Annotated in this window: 2 protein-coding genes; both read right to left on the bottom strand. The window is 63.2% G+C overall.

The annotated features are described in order from the left end of the window. Window positions 1-270: 270 nt before the first annotated feature. A complete protein-coding gene (locus EQV93_RS15765) occupies window positions 271-11,985 on the bottom strand; it encodes a non-ribosomal peptide synthetase (protein WP_240891885.1) in 11,715 nt (3,904 codons plus the stop codon). Further along, window positions 11,985-23,030: a non-ribosomal peptide synthase/polyketide synthase gene (locus EQV93_RS15760; protein ID WP_240891884.1), complete on the bottom strand. Its 11,046-nt coding sequence runs from the start codon at window positions 23,028-23,030 to the stop codon at window positions 11,985-11,987. Before EQV93_RS15760 ends, EQV93_RS15765 begins: the two co-directional genes overlap by 1 nt. Window positions 23,031-23,393: the final 363 nt, after the last annotated feature.

Raw genomic sequence — 23,393 nt, 5'->3', positions numbered from 1 at the left:
GCAGCCGTCGTAAACGGTGCTTGCCTGACACACCGTGCTCATAACGTTTGCGACGATTGCATCGTCGAACGTAGCCTCGTTCTACTCGTCAACGGCTACAACAGCAGAGCGTGCGTCCAATAACACACACTCCGTAGCAGCTGACGAGCTCTGCGAGGCTGCGTCCGGCGGCGCAGCCGTCGTATATCCAGCGCCTATGTGTATCAGACGAACAGAAGGCTACGGATTTACGGGCATTGCCCGTTCGCAGCCTTCGTGCCTCGTCAGCGGCTACGAGGATTGGCGTTCAACCGCGTGTACAGCCAATAAGTCATCCAACTCCCCCAGTAAGGTCGTGTTACGCAGCAGGTCGTAATGCCCGCCGCTCAACACACCATGACTGGCACCCGCGCCGATTTGCGCCGCATGCACCCGACGTTCGTCTTCACGCCCGGCTACCCACCAGTGGTGCGCCGCTACTCGAGTTTGCGGCAAGACGCATTGCCCCAACGCTAATTGCTTGAGGCGGGTGCCCACGGCGAATATCTGGCTCAATTCGGCCGCGTCCAGCAGCCCGTGTTCGCCCAGTTGGCTGCGCGGCTTGGCCATTGCTGCGGCAATGGCCTCTTCGGCCCCCGTTTCGTCCACCACCGTCTGCGCTTCGTCTTGCGACAGCCCCAGCACAAAGCGCAAGAAATCCTGCAAGTCTTCGCGCTCATCACTGGCTTGCGCGGTGCCCGCCACGTAGCTGTCGACCAGACCGGCAAACGCAACGGTCTGGCCCTGGGCCTCCAACGCTTGCGCCACCAACAGGGTCAACGCCCCGCCCAACGACCAACCCAGCAGGTGATACGGCCCACTGGCCTGTTGCTGGCGAATGCGTTCAGCGTATGCCTGCGCCATTGCCTGCAATGAGTCGTCCTGCCACTGCGGGTCGAGCAACATGCGGCATTGCACGCCATAGACGCTGCGGCGCCCGTCAAGTCGACGCGCCAGCGGCTCGTAGTCGAACACCGTGCCAAAGCCTGCGTGCAGACAGAACAACGGCGGCACGTGGTTGACCCGGCTGTTGAGGGCCAACAAGGGATCAGGTGCCTGCGCACTGATCAGCGGCTCAAAACCGCTGAGTTCGGCAATACAGGGTTTTTGCATCAGATCGCGCAGTTTCAAGCTGATACCCAGCTGCGGCTGATTGCGCACCCGTGAAATCACCTTGAGCACCTGCAAAGAGTCACCGCCCAGTTCGAAGAAGTTATCGTCGATGCCCACCTGCTCCAGCCCCAACACCTCTTGCCAGATAACGGCCAAGGCGTTTTCCAGCGCGTTACGCGGTGCCCGGTACTGACCCTGCGCAAGTTGCGGCTCGGGCAAGGCCCGACGGTCGAGCTTGCCGTTGGCCGACAGCGGGAAACGGGCCAGCACAACGATCTGCGTCGGCACCATGTAATCCGGCAATTGACCTTGCAGGTGTTCTTTCAGCACCCGCTCCAGTCCGGCATTCGGGGCCGCCACCACATAGCCCACCAACTGTTTGCCGGTGACACCTTCCAGCACCTTGACCGCGGCATCCTGCACGCCCTCGCATTGACGCAAGCGCGCTTCGATTTCACCCAGTTCGATCCGGAAACCACGAATTTTCACTTGCTGATCCAGTCGTCCCAGGTAATCGACCAAGCCGCACTCGCGCAGGCGCACCCGATCTCCGGTGCGGTACATGCGCCCGCCTTGGGCGTTGAACGGATCGGGCACAAAGCGCTCGGCACTCAACCCTGGTTGGCGGTGATAACCACGGGCCAGGCACTCACCGCCCAGATACAACTCGCCGCTGACGCCCGCCGGCAACGGATTCATGTCGGCGTCCAGCACATACACGCCACGCCCGGCGACGCTGCGGCCAATCGGCGCGTACGCCGCCTCGCAGCATTCAGTCACCTCGGCACGCCAGAGCAACGGCGTGACCACGGTTTCAGTCGGGCCATAGCCATTGACCAGACGCTGAGGTTGCAGCGCTCGCTTGACCAGCTCAAAGCTGGCGTCCGGCACCGCATCGCCGCCAAAGCAGTAGGTATGAACCGCAGGTGGCGTGCCCTGTGTCAGCGCCACTTCGGCCAGTTGTTGCAAGTAGGCCGGCGGGAAGCACGCCACCGTCACCCGGTGCTCATGCAAGACCTGCAAGGTCTGCTCCGGCGTCCACAGCGTGTCGTCGCGAATCACCAAACTGCCCCCCGCCAACAGCACACTGAGCCAGCGCTCTTGAGCGCCGTCGAACGCGAACGACATAAAGTGCAGCTCGCGGCTGGCTGAGGTCAGTTCATACAGATCAATGATGCCCTGACAATGCCGCGCAATCGGCTCGCGGGCCACCGCAACACCTTTGGGCTGGCCGGTGGAACCGGAGGTGTAAATCAGATACGCCAGCTGCCCGGCCAGTGCCTGGACTCGCTGCGGCTTGCCCTGAAGGTCGGTGAGTTGATCCAGCAACAGACGCGGCGTGTCCGCGCTAAAACGGACACGCTGATCCACATCGCTGTTGCACAGCAGCAGGCTCGCGCCCGAGTCGGCGAGCATAAAGGTCAAACGCTCGGCCGGGTAATCGAGATCCAGCGGCAGGTACGCCGCACCGGCCTTGAGCACCGCCAAAAAGGCCACGATGGTCTGTTCGGAGCGCGGCAAGGCCACCGCCACTATTTGCTCTGGGCCAATACCCTGCGCCTGCAACTGCATCGCCAGCGCATCGGCTTGAGCGTCAAGCGCGGCATAGCTCAGTTCGCGGCCGTCACAGAGCAACGCCGGGGCCTGGGGTTGGCGCACCACCTGCGCCGCAAAGCTGTGCAGCAGATCACGCACAGGCGCGGTGTCATGCGGCAATTGAACCTGTGGCGCCGGCAGGCCGATATCACCGATCAGGCACGCGGCGTCCAGCGGCAATTGCGCCAGCAGGCCTTCCAGCTGGGCACGAATACGCTCCACTTGCTCGGCTGTAAAGCGTTCACGCAGGTACAGGTATTCCACCTCCAGCCCTTGCTCGGTAGCGCTAACCATCAAGTCCATCGGGAAGTTGGTCACGCCGCCACTGCCGACTTCGGCAAACGTCAATTCGCCGTCCTGCTCACCGCGCAAGGCGCGGTCAACCGGATGGTTTTCGAACACGATAATGCTGTCGAACAGCCCTTGGCCGCCCTGCCCGGCCCAGCGCTGAATGTCCGCCAGCGGCGTGTGTTCGAAGTCGCGAATCGCCAGGTTGTAGGCCTGCAACTGACGCAGCCAGTCTCCCAGCGCTTGCTGCGGGTCGAGGGTCTGGATGACCGGCAAGGTATTGATAAACAGCCCGAGCATGTCCTGCGCTCCGGCCAGCTGGGTCGGTCGCCCGGCCACGGTTGCGCCGAAAGCCACGCTGCGCTGCCCGGTGTGACGCTGCAACAGCAGCAGCCATGCGCCCTGAATCAGCGTGTTAAGCGTGACCCGCTGACTGCTTGCAAAGCGCTGCAAACCGCGGGTCGCGTCGCTGTCCAGGTAGCTGTACAACACCCCGTGGCCGCTGCCCTCGGTATTGGCCGCATTGGCCAGAATCGTCGGTGTTTCAAGTCCGCCCAAGCGTTCACGCCAGAAGCCTTCGGCGCTGCTCGCGTCTTGACGCTGCAACCAGTCGATATAGTCGCCATAGCGCCCGGTCAGTTCCGGCAGGCGTTGCTTGCCATACAGGCGCAGCATTTCACCCAGCAGGCGCGAGGCACTCCAGCCGTCCAGCAACAGGTGATGGTAGGTCCAGATCATCTGGAACTGGTTGTCGCCCAGACGCACCAGAGTAAAGCGCATCAGCGGCGGGCAGCTCAGATCAAAGCCACGGGCCTGATCGTCTGCGGCCAACGCCAGCAGGGCCGCTTCGGTGGCCGTGTGATCACGCCAGTCCAGTTCAACAATCGGTAACTGTGCATGTCGATACACCGCTTGCAGCGGATCAGCCAAACCGTCACGCCACATAAAGGCGGCGCGCAGCACTTCGTGGCGTGCCAGCAGCGTGTCCCAGGCCGCGCGGAAACGCTCGACCTGCAAGCCCTCCACCGCCACGCTGAGCTGGTTGACATAGAGGTTCAGTTCCGGTGACTCGATGCAGTGGAACAACATGCCCTGTTGCATCGGCGACAGCGGGTACAGGTCATCCAGCTCGCTGCGATCCACTTGTACCGTCACCGGCACCTGCGCAAACGGCGCGGTGGCCACGCGGGCCTGTGCTTGCGGCTCGGCATTGACTGCCACGGCGGCCAACCCACGGATGGTCTGCGCCTCAAACAATTGCTTGGGGGTAAAGGCCAGCCCGCATGCCCCCGCACGGCTCACCGCTTGCAACGAGATGATCGAGTCGCCGCCCAGCTCAAAGAAGTTTTCGGTCACACCGATCGTGTCCAGCCCCAGCAGTTCCTGCCAGATGCCCACCAGCAATACCTCAGCCGGTGTCGCCGCTGGCACCCGATCTGCCACCTGACGATTGGCTTCGGGTTCAGGCAGTGCCTGCCGGTCGAGCTTGCCATTGGGGGTCAGCGGCAATGCCGCCAGGCACATCAGATGCGCCGGCAACATGTGCGCGGGCAAACGGCTGCGCAGGTGGGCGATCAAGGCTTCGCGCAGTTGGGCCTCGTCGGCCAACGGATCGCGGGCCACGATATAGCCCGCCAATTGCCGGCTGACCGGGCCATCACGATCCACCACAAAGGCTTCGCGCACCCCCTCATGCTCCAGCAGGCAGGCTTCGATTTCGCCCAACTCAATGCGGAAACCGCGAATCTTCACTTGCTGGTCGATGCGCCCCAGATACTCCACCACTCCGTCTTCACGCAGCCGCGCCAGATCGCCACTGCGATACAACCGCGCACCCGGTACAAATGGGTCGGGTACAAAGCGTTCGGCGGTCAGCTCCGGGCGCTGGTGATAGCCCCGGGCGATGCCTTCGCCACCCAGGTACAGCTCACCGGCAACCCCCACCGGCAGCAGTTGCAGGTTGGCGTCGAGTACATAGGCGCTGCGCTCGCCGACCGGACGGCCGATGGGCAGATACGCCGAATCAAATTGCGTGTCGGGGTACGCGCACCAGATCAGCGGCGTGATCACGGTTTCGGTCGGGCCGTAGCCGTTGATGATGCGCGGCGGCTGCAACACCCGCTGCACTTCATCAAAGGCATGTTTGGGCATGCCTTCACCGCCTACGGTGTACGAGCGAATCGGCAGAGTGCGCCCCGCTTCGCCGATGTAATCGGCCATCTGCAGCAGGTAGCTGGGGGTAAAGCAGGCAATGGTGATGCCGTGGCGCTGGATCTCTTCGCAGGTGCGTTGCGCGCTCCAGACTTCATCGTCACGGGGCATCAGCGCCGAGCCGAACACCAGCGGGGTCAGCCAGCGCTCGTGGGCACCGTCAAAGCTGATGGAGGCAAATTGCAGTTCGCGGTCGTCCGGGGTCATGCCGTACAGCGCGCCAATCGACAAGCAATGCATGGCCAGCGGGCCGTGGGCGACGCTGACGCCTTTGGGCCGGCCGGTGGAGCCAGAGGTGTAAATCAGGTAGGCCAGATTGCGGGCATCGGTCATGTTGACCGGGTTGCTTGAGGGCAGATGCCCCACCGCTTCGCGGTCCAGTTCCAGCACCGGCAAGCCGTCGATCTGTGGCACGGTATTGCGCAGCCATGACTGGCTGAGCAACAGCGCAATGCCGCTGTCCTGCATCAAATAGCTCAGGCGCTCGGCCGGGTAAGCCGGGTCGAGCGGCACATAGGCGCCCCCCGCCTTGAGAATCGCCAGCAGGCCAATAATCATCTGCGGTGAACGTTCCACTGCCAGGCCGACCCGCACCTCAGGGCCAACACCCAGCTCTCGCAGGCGATGAGCCAGACGGTTGGCGCGCTGGTTGAGGTCAGCGTAGGTGAACTGCGCGTGATCAAACATCAGCGCCAGCGCCTCGGGCCGGGTCGCGGCTTGCGCCTCGATCAGCTGATGCACGCACTGCTCGGTGACGGCCCCCGGCGCGGGGTTCCAGTCGTGCAGTTGGCGGGTTTGCTCCACAGCGCTCAACAGCGGCAATTGCCCGAGACTGACCTGCGGCGCGGCCACCATAGCGTGCAGCAGGCAGGCCAGATGCTCGCTCATGCGAGCAATGGCGGTCGGCTCGAAATGGCTGAGCAAAAAGCTCCAGGTCAGGCTCAGTTGACCTTCGCTGACCGCCGCCAATGTCAGCGGGTAGTTGGTGCGCTCATGATTGTCCGGCAGCGAGAAGCTCAAACCGTCCGGTGCGCCTTGCTGCAAGGCCTCGCTGATCGGGAAGTTTTCAAACACCAGCAGGCTGTCGAACAGCGGCTCGCCCGCACGACCGGCCCAGCGCTGTACATCGCTCAGGGCACTGAATTCATGCTCGCGCAGTTCAAGGTTGTGCGCCTGCAAGCGGCCCAGCCACTGGGCCACGCTTTCGGCCGCCTGCGGGCGAGTGATCACCGCCAGGGTATTGATAAACAGGCCCAGCTGGGTTTCAGCCCCCGGCAGGTCCACCGGGCGGCCTGACACCGTGGCACCGAACGCCACGGTGTGCTGACCGCTGTAACGTTGCAACAACAGCGCCCATGCGCCTTGTACCAAGGTGTTGAGGGTGATGCTGTGCTGGCGGGCAAAGCGGTTAAACGCCTCGCTGCTCGCGGCATCGAACACCTGCCGATGATCGGCGTAAGCGCTGTTGTCCGAAAGCGTATGGGGAAGACTTTGGGCCAGCAGGGTCGGGTTCTCCAGCGTCGCTAACTGCGCGCGCCAGAAGGCTTCATCCGCCTGTGCGTCCTGCTCTTGCAACCAACCGATGTAATCGGCGAAGCGGCCTTGATGAGGGGCCACCTCGACGCCGGCATAGCGCTGCAGCACCTCGCCCAGCAGCAAGGCGTTGCTCCAGCCATCCAGCAATAAATGGTGGTGGGTGTAGATCAATTGCTGGCGCTGTTCGTCGAGGCGCACCAGCGCCAGACGCAGCAACGGCGGGTGGGCTGGGTCAAATTGCAAGCGCTCGCTGCGGGCCAGCAGTTCCAGCTCGCTAGTCTGATCGGCTCGGCCGCGCCAGTCGAGTACGGTCAGCGGCAATTGCAATGAACGCTGCACCAGTTGCAGCGGTTCGCTGGCCCCTTGCGGCCAGTGGAAACCGCTGCGCAAGATCGGGTGGGCATCCAGCGTGGCTTGCCAGGCGCGGGCCAGACGGGCAGCGTCCAGGCCGGTGGCTTCAACGCTGAGTTGATTGACGTAAGCCGCCGCCTGCGGCTCATACAGGCTGTGAAACAGCAGGCCGTTTTGCATGGGTGACAGCGGATACACATCCTCAATCTGGCGAGGCGTGACCGGCAGTTGATCGAGCTGGGCCTGAGTCAGGCGGGCCAGCGGGAAGTCGGCCGGGGTCACGCCGCTGTGTTGCGGGTCAATGCAGTGCGCCACCAGCGCCTGCAAGTGCGCTTGAAAAGCCGCCGCCAGCGCTTCAATCACGGGCTTGTCGAAACAGTCCTGACTGAAGCTCAGGTCCAGTTTGAGTTCACCGCCAAACACCTGACCGTCCACCGACAGCCAGTTGGCCAACGGTGAGTCCAGACTTTGCGCCACGCCGCTGGCCTGCTGTGCCGGAACAAACAGCGCGTCGTCGCTGAAGCTCTGATCGAACTGCCCCAGGTAGTTGAACGTCACACGGGGCGCGGGCAACGCCGCCAGGCTGGCTTGCACCTCGGCATCGCCCTGAAAGCGCAACACGCCAAAGCCCAGGCCTTTTCCGGGAATGTCGCGCAGTTGCTGTTTGATCGACTTGATCGAGGCGGCCATGTCCGCCGCCGGGGTCAATTTGACCGGGAACAAGCTGGTAAACCACCCCACGGTGCGGGTCAGGTCGAGGGTTTCAAACACGTCTTCACGGCCGTGGCCTTCGAGTTGAATCAGCGCTGACGCCTCGCCGCTCCAGTCGCACAGGGCGCGGGCCAGCGCCGTCAGCAACAGGTCGTTGACCTGCGTGCGGTACGCTGCCGGTGCGTGTTGCAGCAAGTGGCGGGTCTGCTCACGGTCCAGACCGAGGCTGACCACCTGCCGATGACGCAGCGCCTGACTGCCGTTTGCACGGGCATCGGGCAACGCGCCGCTGACGTCGTTCAACTGCTGCTGCCACCACTCAAGCTCTGCCGCCAGTTGTTCGCTGCTGGCGTAGGCGCTCAGTTGCGTCGCCCAGTCTTGCAGGGCGCTGGTTTTTTCCGGTAACGCCTGATCGGCGTAGGCTGCTTGCAGGTCTTCGAGCAGCACCCGCCACGACACGCCATCGACCACCAAATGGTGGATCACCAACAACAACCGCTGACCGCCGTTTTCATGGTCGATCAGCACGGCGCGCAGCAACGGGCCGTCGTGCAGCGAGAGGCTGCGCTGGGCTTCATCGCACAGCCCTTGCAAGGTGTCGTCGCTTTGCACCTGCGCCGTCCACAGCACATCCGTGGCGGCGGCGCTGTCCAGTGGCACATAGCGCGCCGTCCACTGCCCGTCCTGCTGGCGGAATTGCAACCGCAGGGCATCATGCTGTGCCAGCACTCGTTGCAGCGCGGTTTGCAGGCGCAGCAAGTCCAACGGTTGGCGCACGTCCAGCAACACCGACTGATTCCAGTGTTGGGGCTGCACGGTCTGGTTGGCAAAAAACCACTGCTGCACCGGGGTCAGGGTTTGCGTACCCACGACGGGGCCTTGGGCAATCTGCGGCGCGGCCTGCTGGCTGACCACAGCGGCCAGTGCGTGCAGTGTCGGTTGTTGAAACAGGTCGCGGGGCTGCAAGCGCAAACCGGCGCGACGGGCGCGGCTGACCACTTGAATGGAGATGATCGAATCCCCGCCCAGCTCGAAGAAGTTGTCCTGCCGACCGACCTGTTCGACACCCAGCACGTCTTGCCAAATGGCTGCCAGTTGCCGCTCGTTGTCGCTGCGTGGCGCTTCAAAAACACGCTGGCTGACGCTGACCTCAGGGCTCGGTAATTGCTTGCGGTCCAGTTTGCCGTTGGGGCTGAGCGGCATGTGGTCGATCAACATCAGGTGCGTCGGCACCATGTAGTCGGGCAAGGTGTGCAGCAGGTGCGCCTTGAGTGCTTCGCGCCATGCCGGCAGATCAAGCACGGCCTCGACCGGCACCAGATAAGCGACCAACTGGTTGCCCAGCGCCAACACCACGGCTTCCTGCACCTGCGGGTGTTCTTGCAGGCGCGCTTCGATTTCGCCCAGTTCGATGCGCAGGCCACGGATTTTTACTTGATGATCAATTCGCCCGCAGTACTCGATGGCGCCATCGGCACGATAGCGGGCCAGATCGCCGGTGCGGTACAACCGCTCGCCACGGCCAAATGGATCAACCACAAAGCGCTCGGCGGTCAGCCCCGGACGGGCATGGTAACCCCGCGCCAGCCCGGCGCCAGCCAGGTAAAGCTCGCCGATCGCACCGCTGGGCAAGGGCCGTAATTCGGGGCTGAGGATATAGGTGCGCAGGTTGGCGATGGGGCGGCCAATCGGCACGTTGTCGCGGCCCTCTTCTACGCAGGTCCAATGGGTCACGTCGATGGCCGCTTCGGTCGGACCATACAGGTTGTACAGCCGGGCCTGCGGCAGGCAGTTGAAGGTCTGGCGCTGCAAGGTCATCGGCAAGGCTTCGCCACTGCACACGATGCGTTGCAAGGACGTACAGCGGGCGGCTTCGTCGGCGCTGATAAAGGCTTGCAGCATCGACGGCACAAAATGCAGTGTGGTGATCGCTTGTTCGACGATCAGGGCCGCCAGTTGCTGCGGGTCGCGGTGGGCGCCAGGGGCTGCGACCACCAAAGTGGCGCCGTGCATCAACGGCCAGAAAAACTCCCACACCGACACATCAAAACTGAACGGGGTTTTCTGCAACACCCGGTCTGCGGGAGTCAGGTCGTAGGCCTGTTGCATCCACGCCAGACGGTTGTACAGCGCGCCGTGACTGTTGCCAGCACCTTTGGGCTTGCCCGTGGAACCGGAGGTGTAAATCACATAGGCCAGGTTTTGTGCGCACGCGGTGTTGGTCAGGTTGTCCGCACTGACATCGCTGAGCCAGTGGGCTGACGACTCAAGGCACCGGTGTGCCAGCCCGGCCGGCACAGGCAAAGCGGCCAGCAGGTGCGCTTGAGTCAACAGCAGGCTGATACCGCTGTCGTCGAACATATAGGCAAGACGTTCAGCCGGGTATTCCGGGTCCAGCGGCACATAGGCACCGCCCGCCTTGAGAATCGCCAGCAGACCTATCACCAGCTCCAGCGAACGCTCACAAGCAATTCCCACCCGAACTTCGGGGCCGACACCCTGCTCGCGCAATGTATGCGCGAGACGGTTGGCCCGCTGATTCAATTCGGCGTAAGTCAGGCGTTGCCCGGCAAATTCCAGCGCGCAGGCATCCGGGGTGGCCGCCGCTTGTGCTTCGATATGCAGATGCACGCACTCGGGGCCTTGATAGTCCTGTTGTGTGGCATTGAGGCCATAGAGCGTGGCCTCGCTTTCGCCCGCCGAGAGCATCGGCAACTCGCCAATGGCGCACTCGGGGTTGGCCACAATCGCGCCCAGCAGGTTGCGCCAGTGGCGGGCCAGGTTGTCGATGCGCGCGGCGTCAAACAGGTCGGTGGCGTAGGTCAGGCTGGCCAGCAACCGCTCGCCTTCTTCGTGGGTGTCCAGTTGCAGGTCGAATTGAGCGGTGCGGCCTTGCCACTCCAGGCTTTCGACTTCAAGACCGGCGAGCATCCCGCCCAGCGCGCCGGGACGGCTTTGCTGGTGGTTGAACATCACTTGAAACAGAGGGCTGTGGCTCAGGCTGCGCTCGCCTTGCAGGGCATTGACCAGACGCTCGAACGGCACATCCTGATAACCTTGGGCATCCAGCGAGCGGTCGCGGGTTTGCTCCAGCAAACGGGCAAACGGCAGGCGCCCGTCCAGCTCGGCGCGCAGTACCTGGGTGTTGACGAAAAAACCGATAAGGCCATGGGTTTCGGCACGGTTGCGGTTGGCCACCGGCACGCCGATACGCAGGTCGGTCTGCCCGCTGTAGCGATGCAGCAACGCCTGAAAACTGGCCAGCAGCAGCATAAAAGGGGTCACGCCGCGTTGGCGCGCCAGCGTCATCAAGCCCTTGGCCAGTGCGGGCTCCAGCGCAAAGTCCAGCCGCGCGCCATGCTGGGTCGGTTGCGCGGGGCGCGAACGGTCGCCGGGCAGTTCAAGCACGGGCTGTTCCGTGCCCAATTGCGCGCGCCACCAGTCCAATTGGCGCTCCAGCTCGCCTGCCTCCATCCAGCGCCGTTGCCACAGCGCGTAGTCGGCGTATTGAATCGGCAAGGCCGGCAACTCGGCGCTGCGGCCTTGGGCATGGGCGGCGTAGAGCGCAGAGAACTCTTCGATCAGTACGCCCATCGACCAACCATCGGCGACGATATGGTGCAGGGTCAACACCAGCACATGGTCGTCGTTGTCCAGTTGCATCAGGCTGACGCGCAGCAACGGGCCGTGTTGCAGATCGAAAGGTTGGGCGATGTCCTGCTCGACCTGACGCAACGCACAGGCCATGCGCTCTGGCGAGGGTTGATCGCGTAAATCATGCTGCGTTAAGCGCAAGGTCGAGCCGTGCAACTGTTGGCGCACTTGCCCGTCTTCTTCGGTGAAGCCGGTGCGCAAGCTGTGATGACGCTCCAGCAGCGCGTCAAAACTATGTTGCAAGGCCTCGACGTTGAGCGTGCCGCGCAACCGCAGGGCGGCGGGGATATGGTAGGCCGCACCCTCGGGATCAAGCTGCCACAAAAACCACTGGCGCTGCTGCGCATAAGACAGTTCGCACGGCTCATTGGCGGGTGCGGTGGGCGGAATCGGCAGTTGGCCAAAACTGACGCCCTGCTCCTGCATTTTTTGCAGAAATTCGCGGCGCTGCTGCGGCGCAAGGCTGGCGAAACGGTTGGCAATGCGCCAGGCGGTTGCGTTTTCCATCAGTTGATCTCCATCTCGTCGAGCAGCGATTCAAGCGCGCTCAAACGAACAGCGTTATCCGCAGGCGTTTGGGCCTGTGCCAAAGCGGCATAGGTGTGCAAGTCAGCGGCCTCGAACAGCGCACGCAGCGCCAGTTCGATGCCCAATTCAAGTTCGACCCGGGCACTGGCCTGAGCCGCGAGCAACGAGTGCCCGCCCAATTCAAAGAAGTTGTCGTCACGACCGACACGCTCGACCCCCAGCACGCTGGCCCAAATCGCCGCCAGTTGGGTTTCCAGCTCGCCCTCCGGGGCCCGGTAAGGTCGCTGCCATACCTCGGCGTCGGGCAGGGGCAAGGCTTTGCGATCGAGTTTGCCGTTGCCGGTCAGGGGCAGTTCGTCGAGCAGCAGCCAATGGCTCGGCACCATGTAGTCCGGCAGGTCGACTTTGAGCGCCGCCCGCAGTTGCTCGCGCCACAGCAGCGGATCGACCGGCGTGTGATCCGCCACCACGTAGGCGCACAGCTGGTCTTGGTGCACGCTGAGTACCGCTTCGGCCACGCCGATTTGCTGCTTGAGGCAGGCTTCGATTTCACCGAGCTCGATACGGAACCCGCGAATTTTCACTTGCTGGTCGATGCGGCCCAGATATTCGATGTTGCCGTCCGCCCGCTGACGGGCCAGATCGCCGCTGCGGTACAGGCGCTCACCGGCCATAAAGGGGCTGGCGACAAAGCGCTCGGCGGTCAGCCCGGCACGCCCGTGATAGCCCCGCGCCAGACCGGCACCGGCGATATACAGCTCACCCGCGCAGCCTTGCGCAACGGGCTGGAGCTGACTGTCGAGCAAGTACCAGCTGAGGTCGTTGAGGGGCCGGCCAATCGGGCTTTGCACCTTGGCATCAAGGTCGCTCGGGCTCAGCGCACGGAAGGTCACATGCACCGTGGTTTCAGTAATGCCGTACATGTTGACCAGGGTGGTCTGATGGCTGCCAAAACGCTCATACCACGGGCGCAGGCTGGACACTTCCAACGCTTCACCGCCGAAGATCACCCAACGCAACGCCAGCGGTTGCGGGCTGTTGCAGGCAACCGGCAGCAGTTGGCGGAAAGCGGTGGGTGTCTGGTTGAGCACCGTCACCTGTTCGTCGCACAGCAACTGGTGAAACGCCTGCGGCTCACGGCTGATGTAGTACGGCACGATCACCAGACGCCCGCCGGTGCACAGCGCGCCAAACAACTCCCACACCGAGAAGTCGAAAGCGTAGGAATGGAACAGCGTCCACACATCGCTCGGGCCGAAATTGAACGACCCCTGTGTCGCGCTGAGCAAGCGGGTGACGTTGGCGTGGCTCAACAGTGCGCCTTTGGGCCGCCCGGTGGAGCCGGAGGTGTAGATCACATAGGCCAGGTTGTCGGCGTGGGTCAGGTTGCCAAGGTTTTGTTCGCTGAAACCGTCCAGCACCAGATGCTCCAGGCACAGGGTCTGCACGCCCACCCGTGGCGGCAGGTTTTCCAGCAAGTGCTCTTGGGTCAGCAACAGGTGAATGCCGCTGTCTTCGATCATGTAGCTCAAGCGTTCCGCCGGGTATTGCGGATCGAGCGGCACATAGGCGCCGCCCGCCTTGAGAATGGCCAGCAGGCCGACCACCAGCGGCATCGCCCGTTCGGTGGCAATGCCCACCCGCACGTCCGGGCCTACTCCCAGTTCGCGCAGTTTGCGCGCCAGCCGGTTGGCTTGCGCATTCAGCTCGCCGTAGCTCAGGGACGCGTGCGCACAACGCAAGGCCACGGCCTGCGGCTGTAGCGCCGCCTGTGCTTCAAACAGCTGATGCAGGTTGAGGCTTTGCACCTGAGGTTCGAGCACCGGGTTCCAGTGTTCGATCAAGCGAAGTTGTTCAGCGCTGTCGAGCAGCCCCAGTTCGGCAATTCGCTGCTGCGGCTCACTGACCACGGCGCGCAGCAGATTGAGCCAATGCCCGGCCAGACGCTCGATGGTGGCCGCGTCATACACGTCACGGGCGTAGGTCAGGCTGGCGCGCAGATGCTCGCCCTGCTCTTCGGTGTCCAGCGCCAGGTCGAACTGGGCCGTGTGCTGCTGCCAGTCCATGCGCTCCACGGTCAGCCCTTCGAGCACCCGCTCAACGCTGTCACCGATGGCCCGCTGATGGTTGAACAGCACCTGAAACAGCGGGCTGTGGCTCAGGCTACGCTCGGGTTGCAAGGCGTCTACCAGTTGCTCGAACGGCAGGTCTTGATGGGCCTGTGCCCACAGCGACGAGCGCTTGACCTGCTGCAACAGGCTGGCAAAGGTTTGTTGGCCGTCGATCTCGGCGCGCAGTACCTGAGTGTTGATAAAGAAGCCGATCAGGCCTTCCGTTTCAAGCCGCCCGCGTCCGGCATTGGGCACGCCGACATTGATGGTCGACTGGCCGCTGTAGCGGTGCAGCAGCGTCTGATAGCTGGCGAGCAGCAACATAAACAGGGTCACATTGTGCTGCTGAGCCACTTGCCGCAGCCCGGCGGCCAACGCCGGTTCCAGCGCCAGTTCAAGACGCGCGCCGCGCTCGCTGCGAATCGCCGGGCGAGTCAGTTCGCTGGGCAGTTGCAACGGTGTGTGGTGAGTGCCCAGTTGCTCGCGCCAGGCGCTGAGCTGGCGCTCGCCCTCGCCCGCTTGCAACCACTCACGCTGCCACGCCGCGTAGTCGGCATAGCTCACGGCCAAGGCTGGCAACCGGGCTGCCTGCCCTTGTACATGGGCCTGATACAGCGCACTGAATTCATCGACCATCACCTGCATCGACCAGCCATCGGCGGCGATATGGTGCACGGTCAGTACCAACACATGCTCGTCGGCCGCGACCTTGAGCAACAGCACCCGCAGCAGCGGGCCATTGCGCAGGTCAAAGGGCTGACGCATTTCTTCGGCCACCTGCGCCTCGATCTGCGCCGCGTCGGCGCTATCCAGCGTCAACTCACGCAGGGCCAGCGGCAGATGGGCGTGCAGCACGCCACGAGCCTGTTCGCCGTCCTGAACAAAGGTGGTGCGCAATGTGGCATGACGCGCTTGCAGGTCGTTGAAACTGTGCAGCAAAGCGTCGCGATGCAGCGTGCCCTTGAGGCGCAACGCTGCCGGGATGTTGTACGCGGCGCTGTCCGGGTCCAGTTGCCAGAGGATCCACTGACGTTGCTGGGCGTAAGACAGCACACCGGGATGATCCGCCGCCAAGCGCTGCAACGGCGGTTGGCTGACGGCGCGGGGCTGCGCCGCACAGCGCGCAGCAAACTCGCTGAACACGCTGGTTTCAAACAGGCTGCTCAGGGGCAATTCAATGGCCAGTTGCTGACGCACGCGGGACACCACTTGCGCCACCAGCAAGGAATGGCCACCCAGCTCGAAGAAGTTGTCGTCGCGGCTCACCGCCTCCAGTTTGAGCACTTCCTGCCAAATCGCCGCCATCACGGTTTCGACCCCCGGCTGCGGGGCAATCACCTCGCGCTGCCAGTCTGCCGCCTGGGCCTTTGGCAGCGCCTTGCGATCCACTTTGCCGTTGGCATTGCGCGGCAGGCCGGGCAAGGCCAGCCATTGCAGCGGCACCATGTACTCGGGCAACTGGGCTTTTAGCCCGGCCTTGAGGTGTTCACGCAATGCGCTCCAGTCGCGGGCGTCATCGTCGGGCACGACAAAGGCCACCAGCGCTTTGCCGGTCGGCCCGTCCTGCACCACAACGGCGGCTTCGCGCACGCCATCCAGGTCACGCAGGCGCGATTCGATTTCCCCCAGTTCGATGCGGAAACCGCGCACTTTGACTTGCTGATCGATACGGCCCACGTATTCCAGTTGGCCGTCGACCCGGCGCCGCGCCAGATCGCCAGTGCGGTACAACCGTTCGCCCGCCTGTTGCGCAAACGGGTTGGGCAGGAACACCGCCGCACTGCGCGACGGGTCACTGAAATAACCGCGACCAACCCCCGTGCCGGCAACATACAGCTCACCCACCACGCCCGCAGGCACCGGCGACAAGCCGCCGTCCAGCACGTACAAACGGTTGTTGTCGGTGGCCAGACCAATCGGCAAGTAAGCCCCGGCCGCCGACTCTGCATCCACGCGAAACAGCGCCACGTCGTCCGAACACTCTGCGGGGCCATAAGCGTTGACCAGACCGATCTGCGGGTGGCGCTGCAACCAGCGCCGCGCCAGTTCCGGCGGCATGGCTTCGCCGGTCGGGAGCATCCAGCGCAAGCTGTGCAATGAGCCATGCGCCTCGTCGAGCAGGCTGTGAATCAGCGACGGCACGCTCTCCAGCACGCTGATGCCGCGTGCGTCGACATGGGCCAGCAAGGCCGCCGGATCATGGGCGATGGCGTTGGGCACGATGTCGACCTGGGCGCCAAACAACGGCGCGGCGAGGAACTGCCACACCGATATATCGAAGCTTTGCGAGGCGGTCTGGGCGATCACGTCAGCGCTGGCGAGGTCAAAGTACGGCTTTTTGCTCAGTTGGTTATTGAGCATGCCCGCCTGTTCGACCATCACCCCTTTGGGCGTGCCGGTGGAACCGGAGGTGAAGATCACATAGGCCAGCGCGTTTGGCGCGGTATAGATCCCCGGCTGTTCGACTGAACAGGCACCGCTCTGCACCTCGTCCCAGATCAACAACTGCGGACGCTGCGCCGGTGCCAGCAGCGCCAACATCTCCACAGCCTGATCGCGGCAGGCGCTGCTGGCCACCAGCGCAGGCACCTTGCCCAGTTGCAGCAGGTCGAGCAAACGCTGGGTAGGCAATTGCGGATCCAGCGGCAAGTACGCCGCACCCGCCTTGAAACTGCCGAGCATCATGCCGAGCAGCGTCAGGCTGCGCTCTGCCAGCAAGGCCACGGGCTGATCAACGCCAATTCCGACGTTTATCAAGGCCCAACCAAGCCGGTTGGCGCGGGTATCGAGATCGCTGTACGTCCACTGTTGCTCAAGGCAGGTGGCAACCACTTGGTCAGGATGGGCCGCCACCTGCTTTTCAAACAAGCGCACATAGCCCTGTTCCAGCGGGTAGTCACGAGCGGTGTGGTTACCCGCTTGCAACAAGGCGTCGCACTCGGCACGGGCAACTACCGGCAGGTCTGCGAACTGGCCCTCGGCATGTTCACCAATGGCCAACAGCAGGCGCTTGAAGTCAGCCAGCAAGCGCTCGGCGGTGGCGCAGTCGAAGAAGCGTTTGTCGTACGACAGGTGCAAGCCGAGCGCATCGCCGGGGTACACCACCACGGTCATCGGGTAGTTGGTGTGGGTGCGCGCGCTGTCTGACTTGGCGTTGATTTGCGCGGCGCCACTGGCCACGGCGCTTTCCACCGGGGCATTTTCATACACGAACAGGCTGTCGAAAATGTTTTGGCCTTTCTCCAGCGCGCTGCACGCCTGAATGTTCAGCAACGGCAAATGCTCGTGCTCACGCAGCGCCAGATTGTGCTCGAACAGTCCTTGCAGCCATTCACGCACGCTGACGTTCTGACCGGCACGGGGCAAACGCATCCGCAACGGGATGCTGTTGATAAACAGCCCCACGGTGTCCTGCATTTCCGGGCGATTGATCGGGCGACCCGCCACGGTAACGCCGAACAGCACTTCATCCAGACCGCTGTAACGCTGCAACACCAGCGCCCACGCAGCTTGAGTCAGGGTGTTGACGGTCAACTGGTAACGCTGGGCCAGTTCACGCAGGGCTCGGCCTTGCGTCACTTCCAGATCGGCATACACATCGCCGATCTCGGAAAAACCGCCCTGACGGCGCAGTGCACGGTCAAACGGCAGCGGCGTCGGCTGCTCAAAACCGGCCAGCTCGATGGTCCAGGCGTCCAGCGCCTCACGCTCGCCTTGCTCTTGCAGCCACTGGATAAAGTCGCGGTAGCGCGCCGCCGGGGCCAGAGTGCGTTCGCCGCTGTACAACGCGAAGAAATCTTGCAGCAGCAGCGAGCGGCACCAGGCATCAATCAGGATGTGGTGATTGCTGAGGATGAACCAGTAATGCCCGGCGCTGCGTCGGATCAGACGCAGGCTGAAAGGCGGCGTGTCAAGCAGGTCGAAACCCTGCGCCCGGTCTTGCGCCAGCAAGGCTTGCAGCGCGGCCTCGTGTTCCGCTTCGGGGCGTTCGCTCCAGTCATGCACCTGCACCGTGGGGGCGGCGTCACGGTGGATGATTTGCAGCATGCGGCCGTCATCGTCGAGGCTGAAAGAGGCACGCAGGGCATCGTGCCGCTGGGCCACGGCGTGCCAGGCCGCCGTAAAGCGCGGCAGGTCGATTTCACTGTCGATGATGTAGCGGTCTTGCATGAAGTAGATGCCGGAACCGGGTTCCAGCAAGGTGTGCACCAGCAGACCTTGCTGCATCGGCGACAGCGGGTAGATGTCTTCGATGTCGCGGGCCGGCACCTTGAGCATGTCCAGTTGGGCCTGGGTCAGTTGCGCCAGCGGGAAGTCGGACGGGGTCATGCCGCCCTGTTCATGGTTTACGCAGTGTTCGATCAAGGCGCTCAGTTCACGCTGGTAGTCATCGACCAGCGCCTGAATAGTCGCCGCGTCGTACATCTGCTCGCTGTACGTCCATTGCAGGCTCAACTCGCCGCCATACACCTGCCCTTCGATGCTCAGCCAGTTGGCCAGCGGCGCCTGTTCATCCTGTGCCCGCCCGGCGCTTTCGGTGGCCGGGGTGAACAGCGCCTGCTCGTCAAACTGACGGTCAAACTGGCCCAGGTAGTTGAAGGTAATGCGCGGTGTGGCCAAGGCAGCCAGTTGCGAACCCACGTCGGCGCCCGCCAGATAACGCAGCAGGCCATAGCCCACACCTTTTTCCGGGACGCTGCGCAGTTGTTCCTTGATCGATTTGAGCGAGTCACCAAGGTCTGCGGTCGGGGTCAGTTGCACCGGGAACAGACTGGTAAACCAGCCCACGGTGCGTGACAGGTCGAGGTCGGCAAACAGCTCTTCGCGGCCGTGCCCTTCCAGCTGAATCAGGCTGCTGGCCTGCCCGCTCCAGCGGCAGATAACCCGTGCCAATGCGGTCAACAGCAGGTCGTTGACCTGGGTGCGATAGGTCGCCGGGGCCACTTGCAGCAGTTGGCGGGTCAGCTCGTGATTGAGCTTGAGTTCGAGGGTGCGACCGTCACGGCTGTGCAATCCGGCCTCGGCCCGGTCTTGGGGCAATGCGCTGGAGGCACCGGCCAATTGCTGTTGCCACAGCGCAAGCTCATCCACACGGGCCTGTGCGGCGTCTGACAGGCGCGCCGTCCAGGCTTGATAGGCGCTGGTTTTGGCCTGCGGCGGTTGAGCGGGTGAGCTGTAAAACTGTTGCAGGTCTTCAAGCAACACGCGCCATGACACGCCATCGACCGCCAGGTGATGCACCACCAGCAGCAAACGCTGACTGTGATCCGGCAGATCGACCAACAGTGCGCGCAGCAACGGGCCGTTTTGCAGGTCGAGGCTGCGCTGGGCTTGCTCGCACAGACTGTGCAGTTCATCACTGGAGGCTGCCTGCTTATGCCACAACAGGGAATCGCCCGGCAGTTCGGCATAGGCTTGCTGCCAGCGGCCGTCGTGCTGTTCGAAGCGCAGGCGCAAGGCGTCGTGATGGCTTAACAGGGTGTGCAGGGCCTGCTCTAGCTGAGCCGCCTCAATGGGCTGACGCGGGTGCAGTAACAGGGACTGGTTCCAGTGCTGGCGAGCGGGCATCGGCTGGTCGAAAAACCACTGTTGCACCGGGGCCAATGCCACAGCACCGGTGGCGACTCCCTGATCAATCTGACTGTGGCTGCTCAATTGAGCGACACGGGCCAGGCTGCGGATGGTCTGGTGCTGGAACAGATCACGCGGGCTAAAGGCGATACCGGCCTGACGCGCACGGCTGACCACTTGAATGGAAATGATCGAGTCGCCCCCCAGGGCGAAGAAGTTGTCATCAACGCCGACCTGTGCCACGCCCAGCACATGCTGCCAGATGTCGGCCAGGCGCTGTTCCAGAGTGCTTGTCGGTGCCGCATAGCCTTGCTGCACCGCACTCAGGTCGGGCCGTGGCAATGCCTTGCGTTCCAGCTTGCCGTTGGGTGACAGCGGCAAGCGTTCAAGGCTGACCCAGTGACTGGGCACCATGTATTCCGGCAGCCCGGCTTGCAGGTGACTGGTCAGCGTCGTTTGCCAATCCTCGGCGCTGGCCGGGTCTTCAAGCACTACGTAGGCCACCAGTTGTTTACCATCGAGCACCAGCACCACGGCCTCGCGCACGGACGGCTGTTCGACCAGGCGCGCTTCAATTTCCCCCAGCTCAATGCGCAAACCGCGCAATTTGACCTGATGGTCGAGACGGCCCAGATACTCAATCACCCCGTCGACCCGCTGGCGCACGAGGTCGCCGGTGCGGTAAAGACGCTGCCCCGGATTGAACGGGCATGGCACAAAGCGCTCGGCAGTGAGTGCCGCGCGACGGTGGTAATTGCGCGCCAGCCCGGCACCGCCCAGGTACAACTCACCCGCCACGCCCACGGCCACCGGCGACAGGTCGGCGTCAAGCACCAGCGTGCGCAGGTTGGCGATCGGCAAGCCAATCGGCACGCTCGCGCTGCCTTCGTCCACACAGGTCCAATGGGTCACGTCGATGGCGGCTTCGGTAGGGCCATACAGGTTGTACAGCTCAGCCTTGGGCAACTTGCCGAACACCTGTTGCTGCGCATCCACCGGCAGCGCTTCACCGCTGCACACGATGCGCCGCAGACTGTGACACTGCTCGACGCCCGTCTCGTGAATAAAGGCCTGCAACATCGAGGGTACAAAGTGCAGCGTGGTGATGCGTTGCTCGCGAATGGTGTCGATCAGGCGCAGCGGTTCACGGTGCTCCCCCGGTTGCGCCAGCACCAGCCGTGCGCCGGTCAGCAACGGCCAGAAAAACTCCCACACCGAGACGTCAAAACTGAACGGGGTCTTTTGCAGCACCGCGTCTTCGGCGGTCAGCGTGTATGCCTGCTGCATCCAGCTCAGGCGGTTGACCAGCGCCGCGTGGGTGTTGCCCGCGCCCTTGGGACGGCCCGTGGAGCCGGAGGTGTAGATGACATAGGCAAGGTGCTGCGAATCCTGAGCAACCACCAGGTTGTCGTCGCTGTAAGCGTCGAGCCATTCAGTGTTCTGATCGAGGCAGATGACCGTGATCCCGGTCACCGGCAATTTTGTCAGCAGCGCAGTCTGGCTTAACAGCAGGCCAATGCCGCTGTCTTCAATCATGTAAGCCAGCCGCTCCTGCGGGTAATCCGGGTCGAGCGGCACATAGGCTCCGCCCGCCTTGAGGATGGCCAGCAGGCCAATGACCATCTCCAGCGAGCGCTCGACCGCGACACCCACCAGCACATCCGGGCCAACGCCCTGCTCGCGCAACGCGTACGCCAGTTGGTTGGCGCGGGCATTGAGCTGCGCGTAGGTCATGGCCTGTGCGCCAAATACCAGAGCGCTCGCCTCAGGCGTACGGGTGACCTGTGCTTCGATCAGCTGTTGCAGGCAGGTGTGGGTCGGGTAATCGACCTGAGTGTTGTTCCAGTCGTGCACCTGAGCCTGTACTTCACCGGCATCAAGCATCGGCAATTCGCCGACACGGCGCTCGCTGTTGTCTACCAGTGCGCGCAGCAGGTTGCTCCAGTGACGCGCCATGCGGGTGATGGTGCTGGCGTCGAACAGATCATTGGCATAGGTCAGCGCCGCGTGCAGACGGCCGCCTTTTTCGTAGGTGTCCAGGCTCAGGTCGAACTGCGTGGTGCGCCCTTGCCACTCAATCAGCCCCAGCTCCAGGCCCGACGCCGTGCTCACCGCTTCTATATCCGCCACGTTTGGCTGGTGGTTGTACATCACCTGAAACAGCGGGTTGTGGCTCAGGTTGCGTTCAAGCTTGAGGGCTTCGACCAATTGCTCGAACGGCAACTCCTGATGCGCCTGAGCACCGAGTGCGGTTTCTTTGACGGCGCTTAACAGCTCGGCCACTGAGGTCTGCGCAGTGAGTTGGGTGCGTAGCACTTGGGTGTTGACGAAAAACCCGATCAGCCCTTCGACCTCACGGCGATTGCGGTTGGCAATCGGCACCCCGACACGCAGATCACTCTGGCCGCTGTAGCGGTGCAGCAGAATATTGAAGGCCCCCAGCAGCAGCATGAACAGGGTCACTTGATGCTGCTGTGCCAGTGCTCGCAGTTGTTCGACCAACTCCGGGGCCACGGCGAACTCATGACGGGTGCCTTGATAACTTGGCATCGCGGGGCGCGGGTAATCGGCGGGCAACGCCATGACCGGGTGTTCATCACCCAACTGGGCTTGCCAGTACGTCAACTGCCGCGCCTGCTCACCCGCCTCCAGCCAGCGGCGCTGCCACAGGGCGTAATCGCTGTATTGAATGGGTAAATCAGCCAGTTGCGGGGTATGCCCGCGCTCAAAAGCGTCATAACTGCGGATGAACTCGTCGATCAGCACATTCATCGACCAGCCGTCCGAGACGATATGGTGCAAAGTCAGCAGCAGTACGTGCTCGCACGGGTCCAGTTTGAGCAGCTTGATGCGCAGCAACGGGCCGCTGGCCAGATCGAAGGGTTGCAGCGATTGCTGCTGAGCCTGAGCGGCAACTGCCTGTTCGCGCTTGATCACGGGCAACAGGCTCAGATCCACCTGTTCGACCACAAGCGGGGCACTTAACGGCGCCTGTTCGAGGCTGTCATCCGGGTTCTGGCGAAACACCGTGCGCAGGGTTTCGTGGCGCTGCACCACGTGGGTGAAGGCTTGCTCCAGCGCGGCAATGTTCAGCGCACCCTTGAGGCGTACCGCACCCGGCAGGTTATAGGCGCCGCTGAGCGGGTCGAGCTGCCATAAAAACCACATGCGCCGCTGCGCGTAGGACAAGGCATGGCGGTCGGCCTGTGGCACATCGGCCGGGATGGGGAACTGCGAAAAGTCGATCCCTTCCGCACGCAGACCGTCGAGGAATAACTGACGTTTTTCCAACGGCAACTCGATGAACCGGCGGGCAAGTTTGAGGGACTTCTCAGCATTCATCTGGGGGCTTCCGTAGGTATTGGCTATCGAGCTTTGGCTCGGCTATCCCTACGGAACGGATGGGGTGGGGGGAAAATTAAAGCAATGCCCCCGTAGCAGTTGCCGAAGGCGACGTTCGATTGCGCAGCGATCGTAAAACCTGCGTGCGCGGTTTACCTGACGCACCGAGCGCTCTGGTTTTACGACGGCTGCGCCGCCGGACGTCGCCTTCGGCAACTGCTACGCCTTAAATTCAGTGCAACCTCACGACCCGGTGTATCAGATACATCGAGCGTCCAGCGCTTGCGACGACTGCATCGTCGATCGCAGCCTTCGTGCCTCGGCAGCGGCTACAGGGATCGCCCGTGAGTGTTCTTGTTCGCC

Source organism: Pseudomonas sp. TMW22091 (genome assembly GCF_022496705.1).
Lineage (GTDB): Bacteria > Pseudomonadota > Gammaproteobacteria > Pseudomonadales > Pseudomonadaceae > Aquipseudomonas > Aquipseudomonas saxonica.
This window is presented reverse-complemented; position numbering and strand designations above follow the sequence as displayed.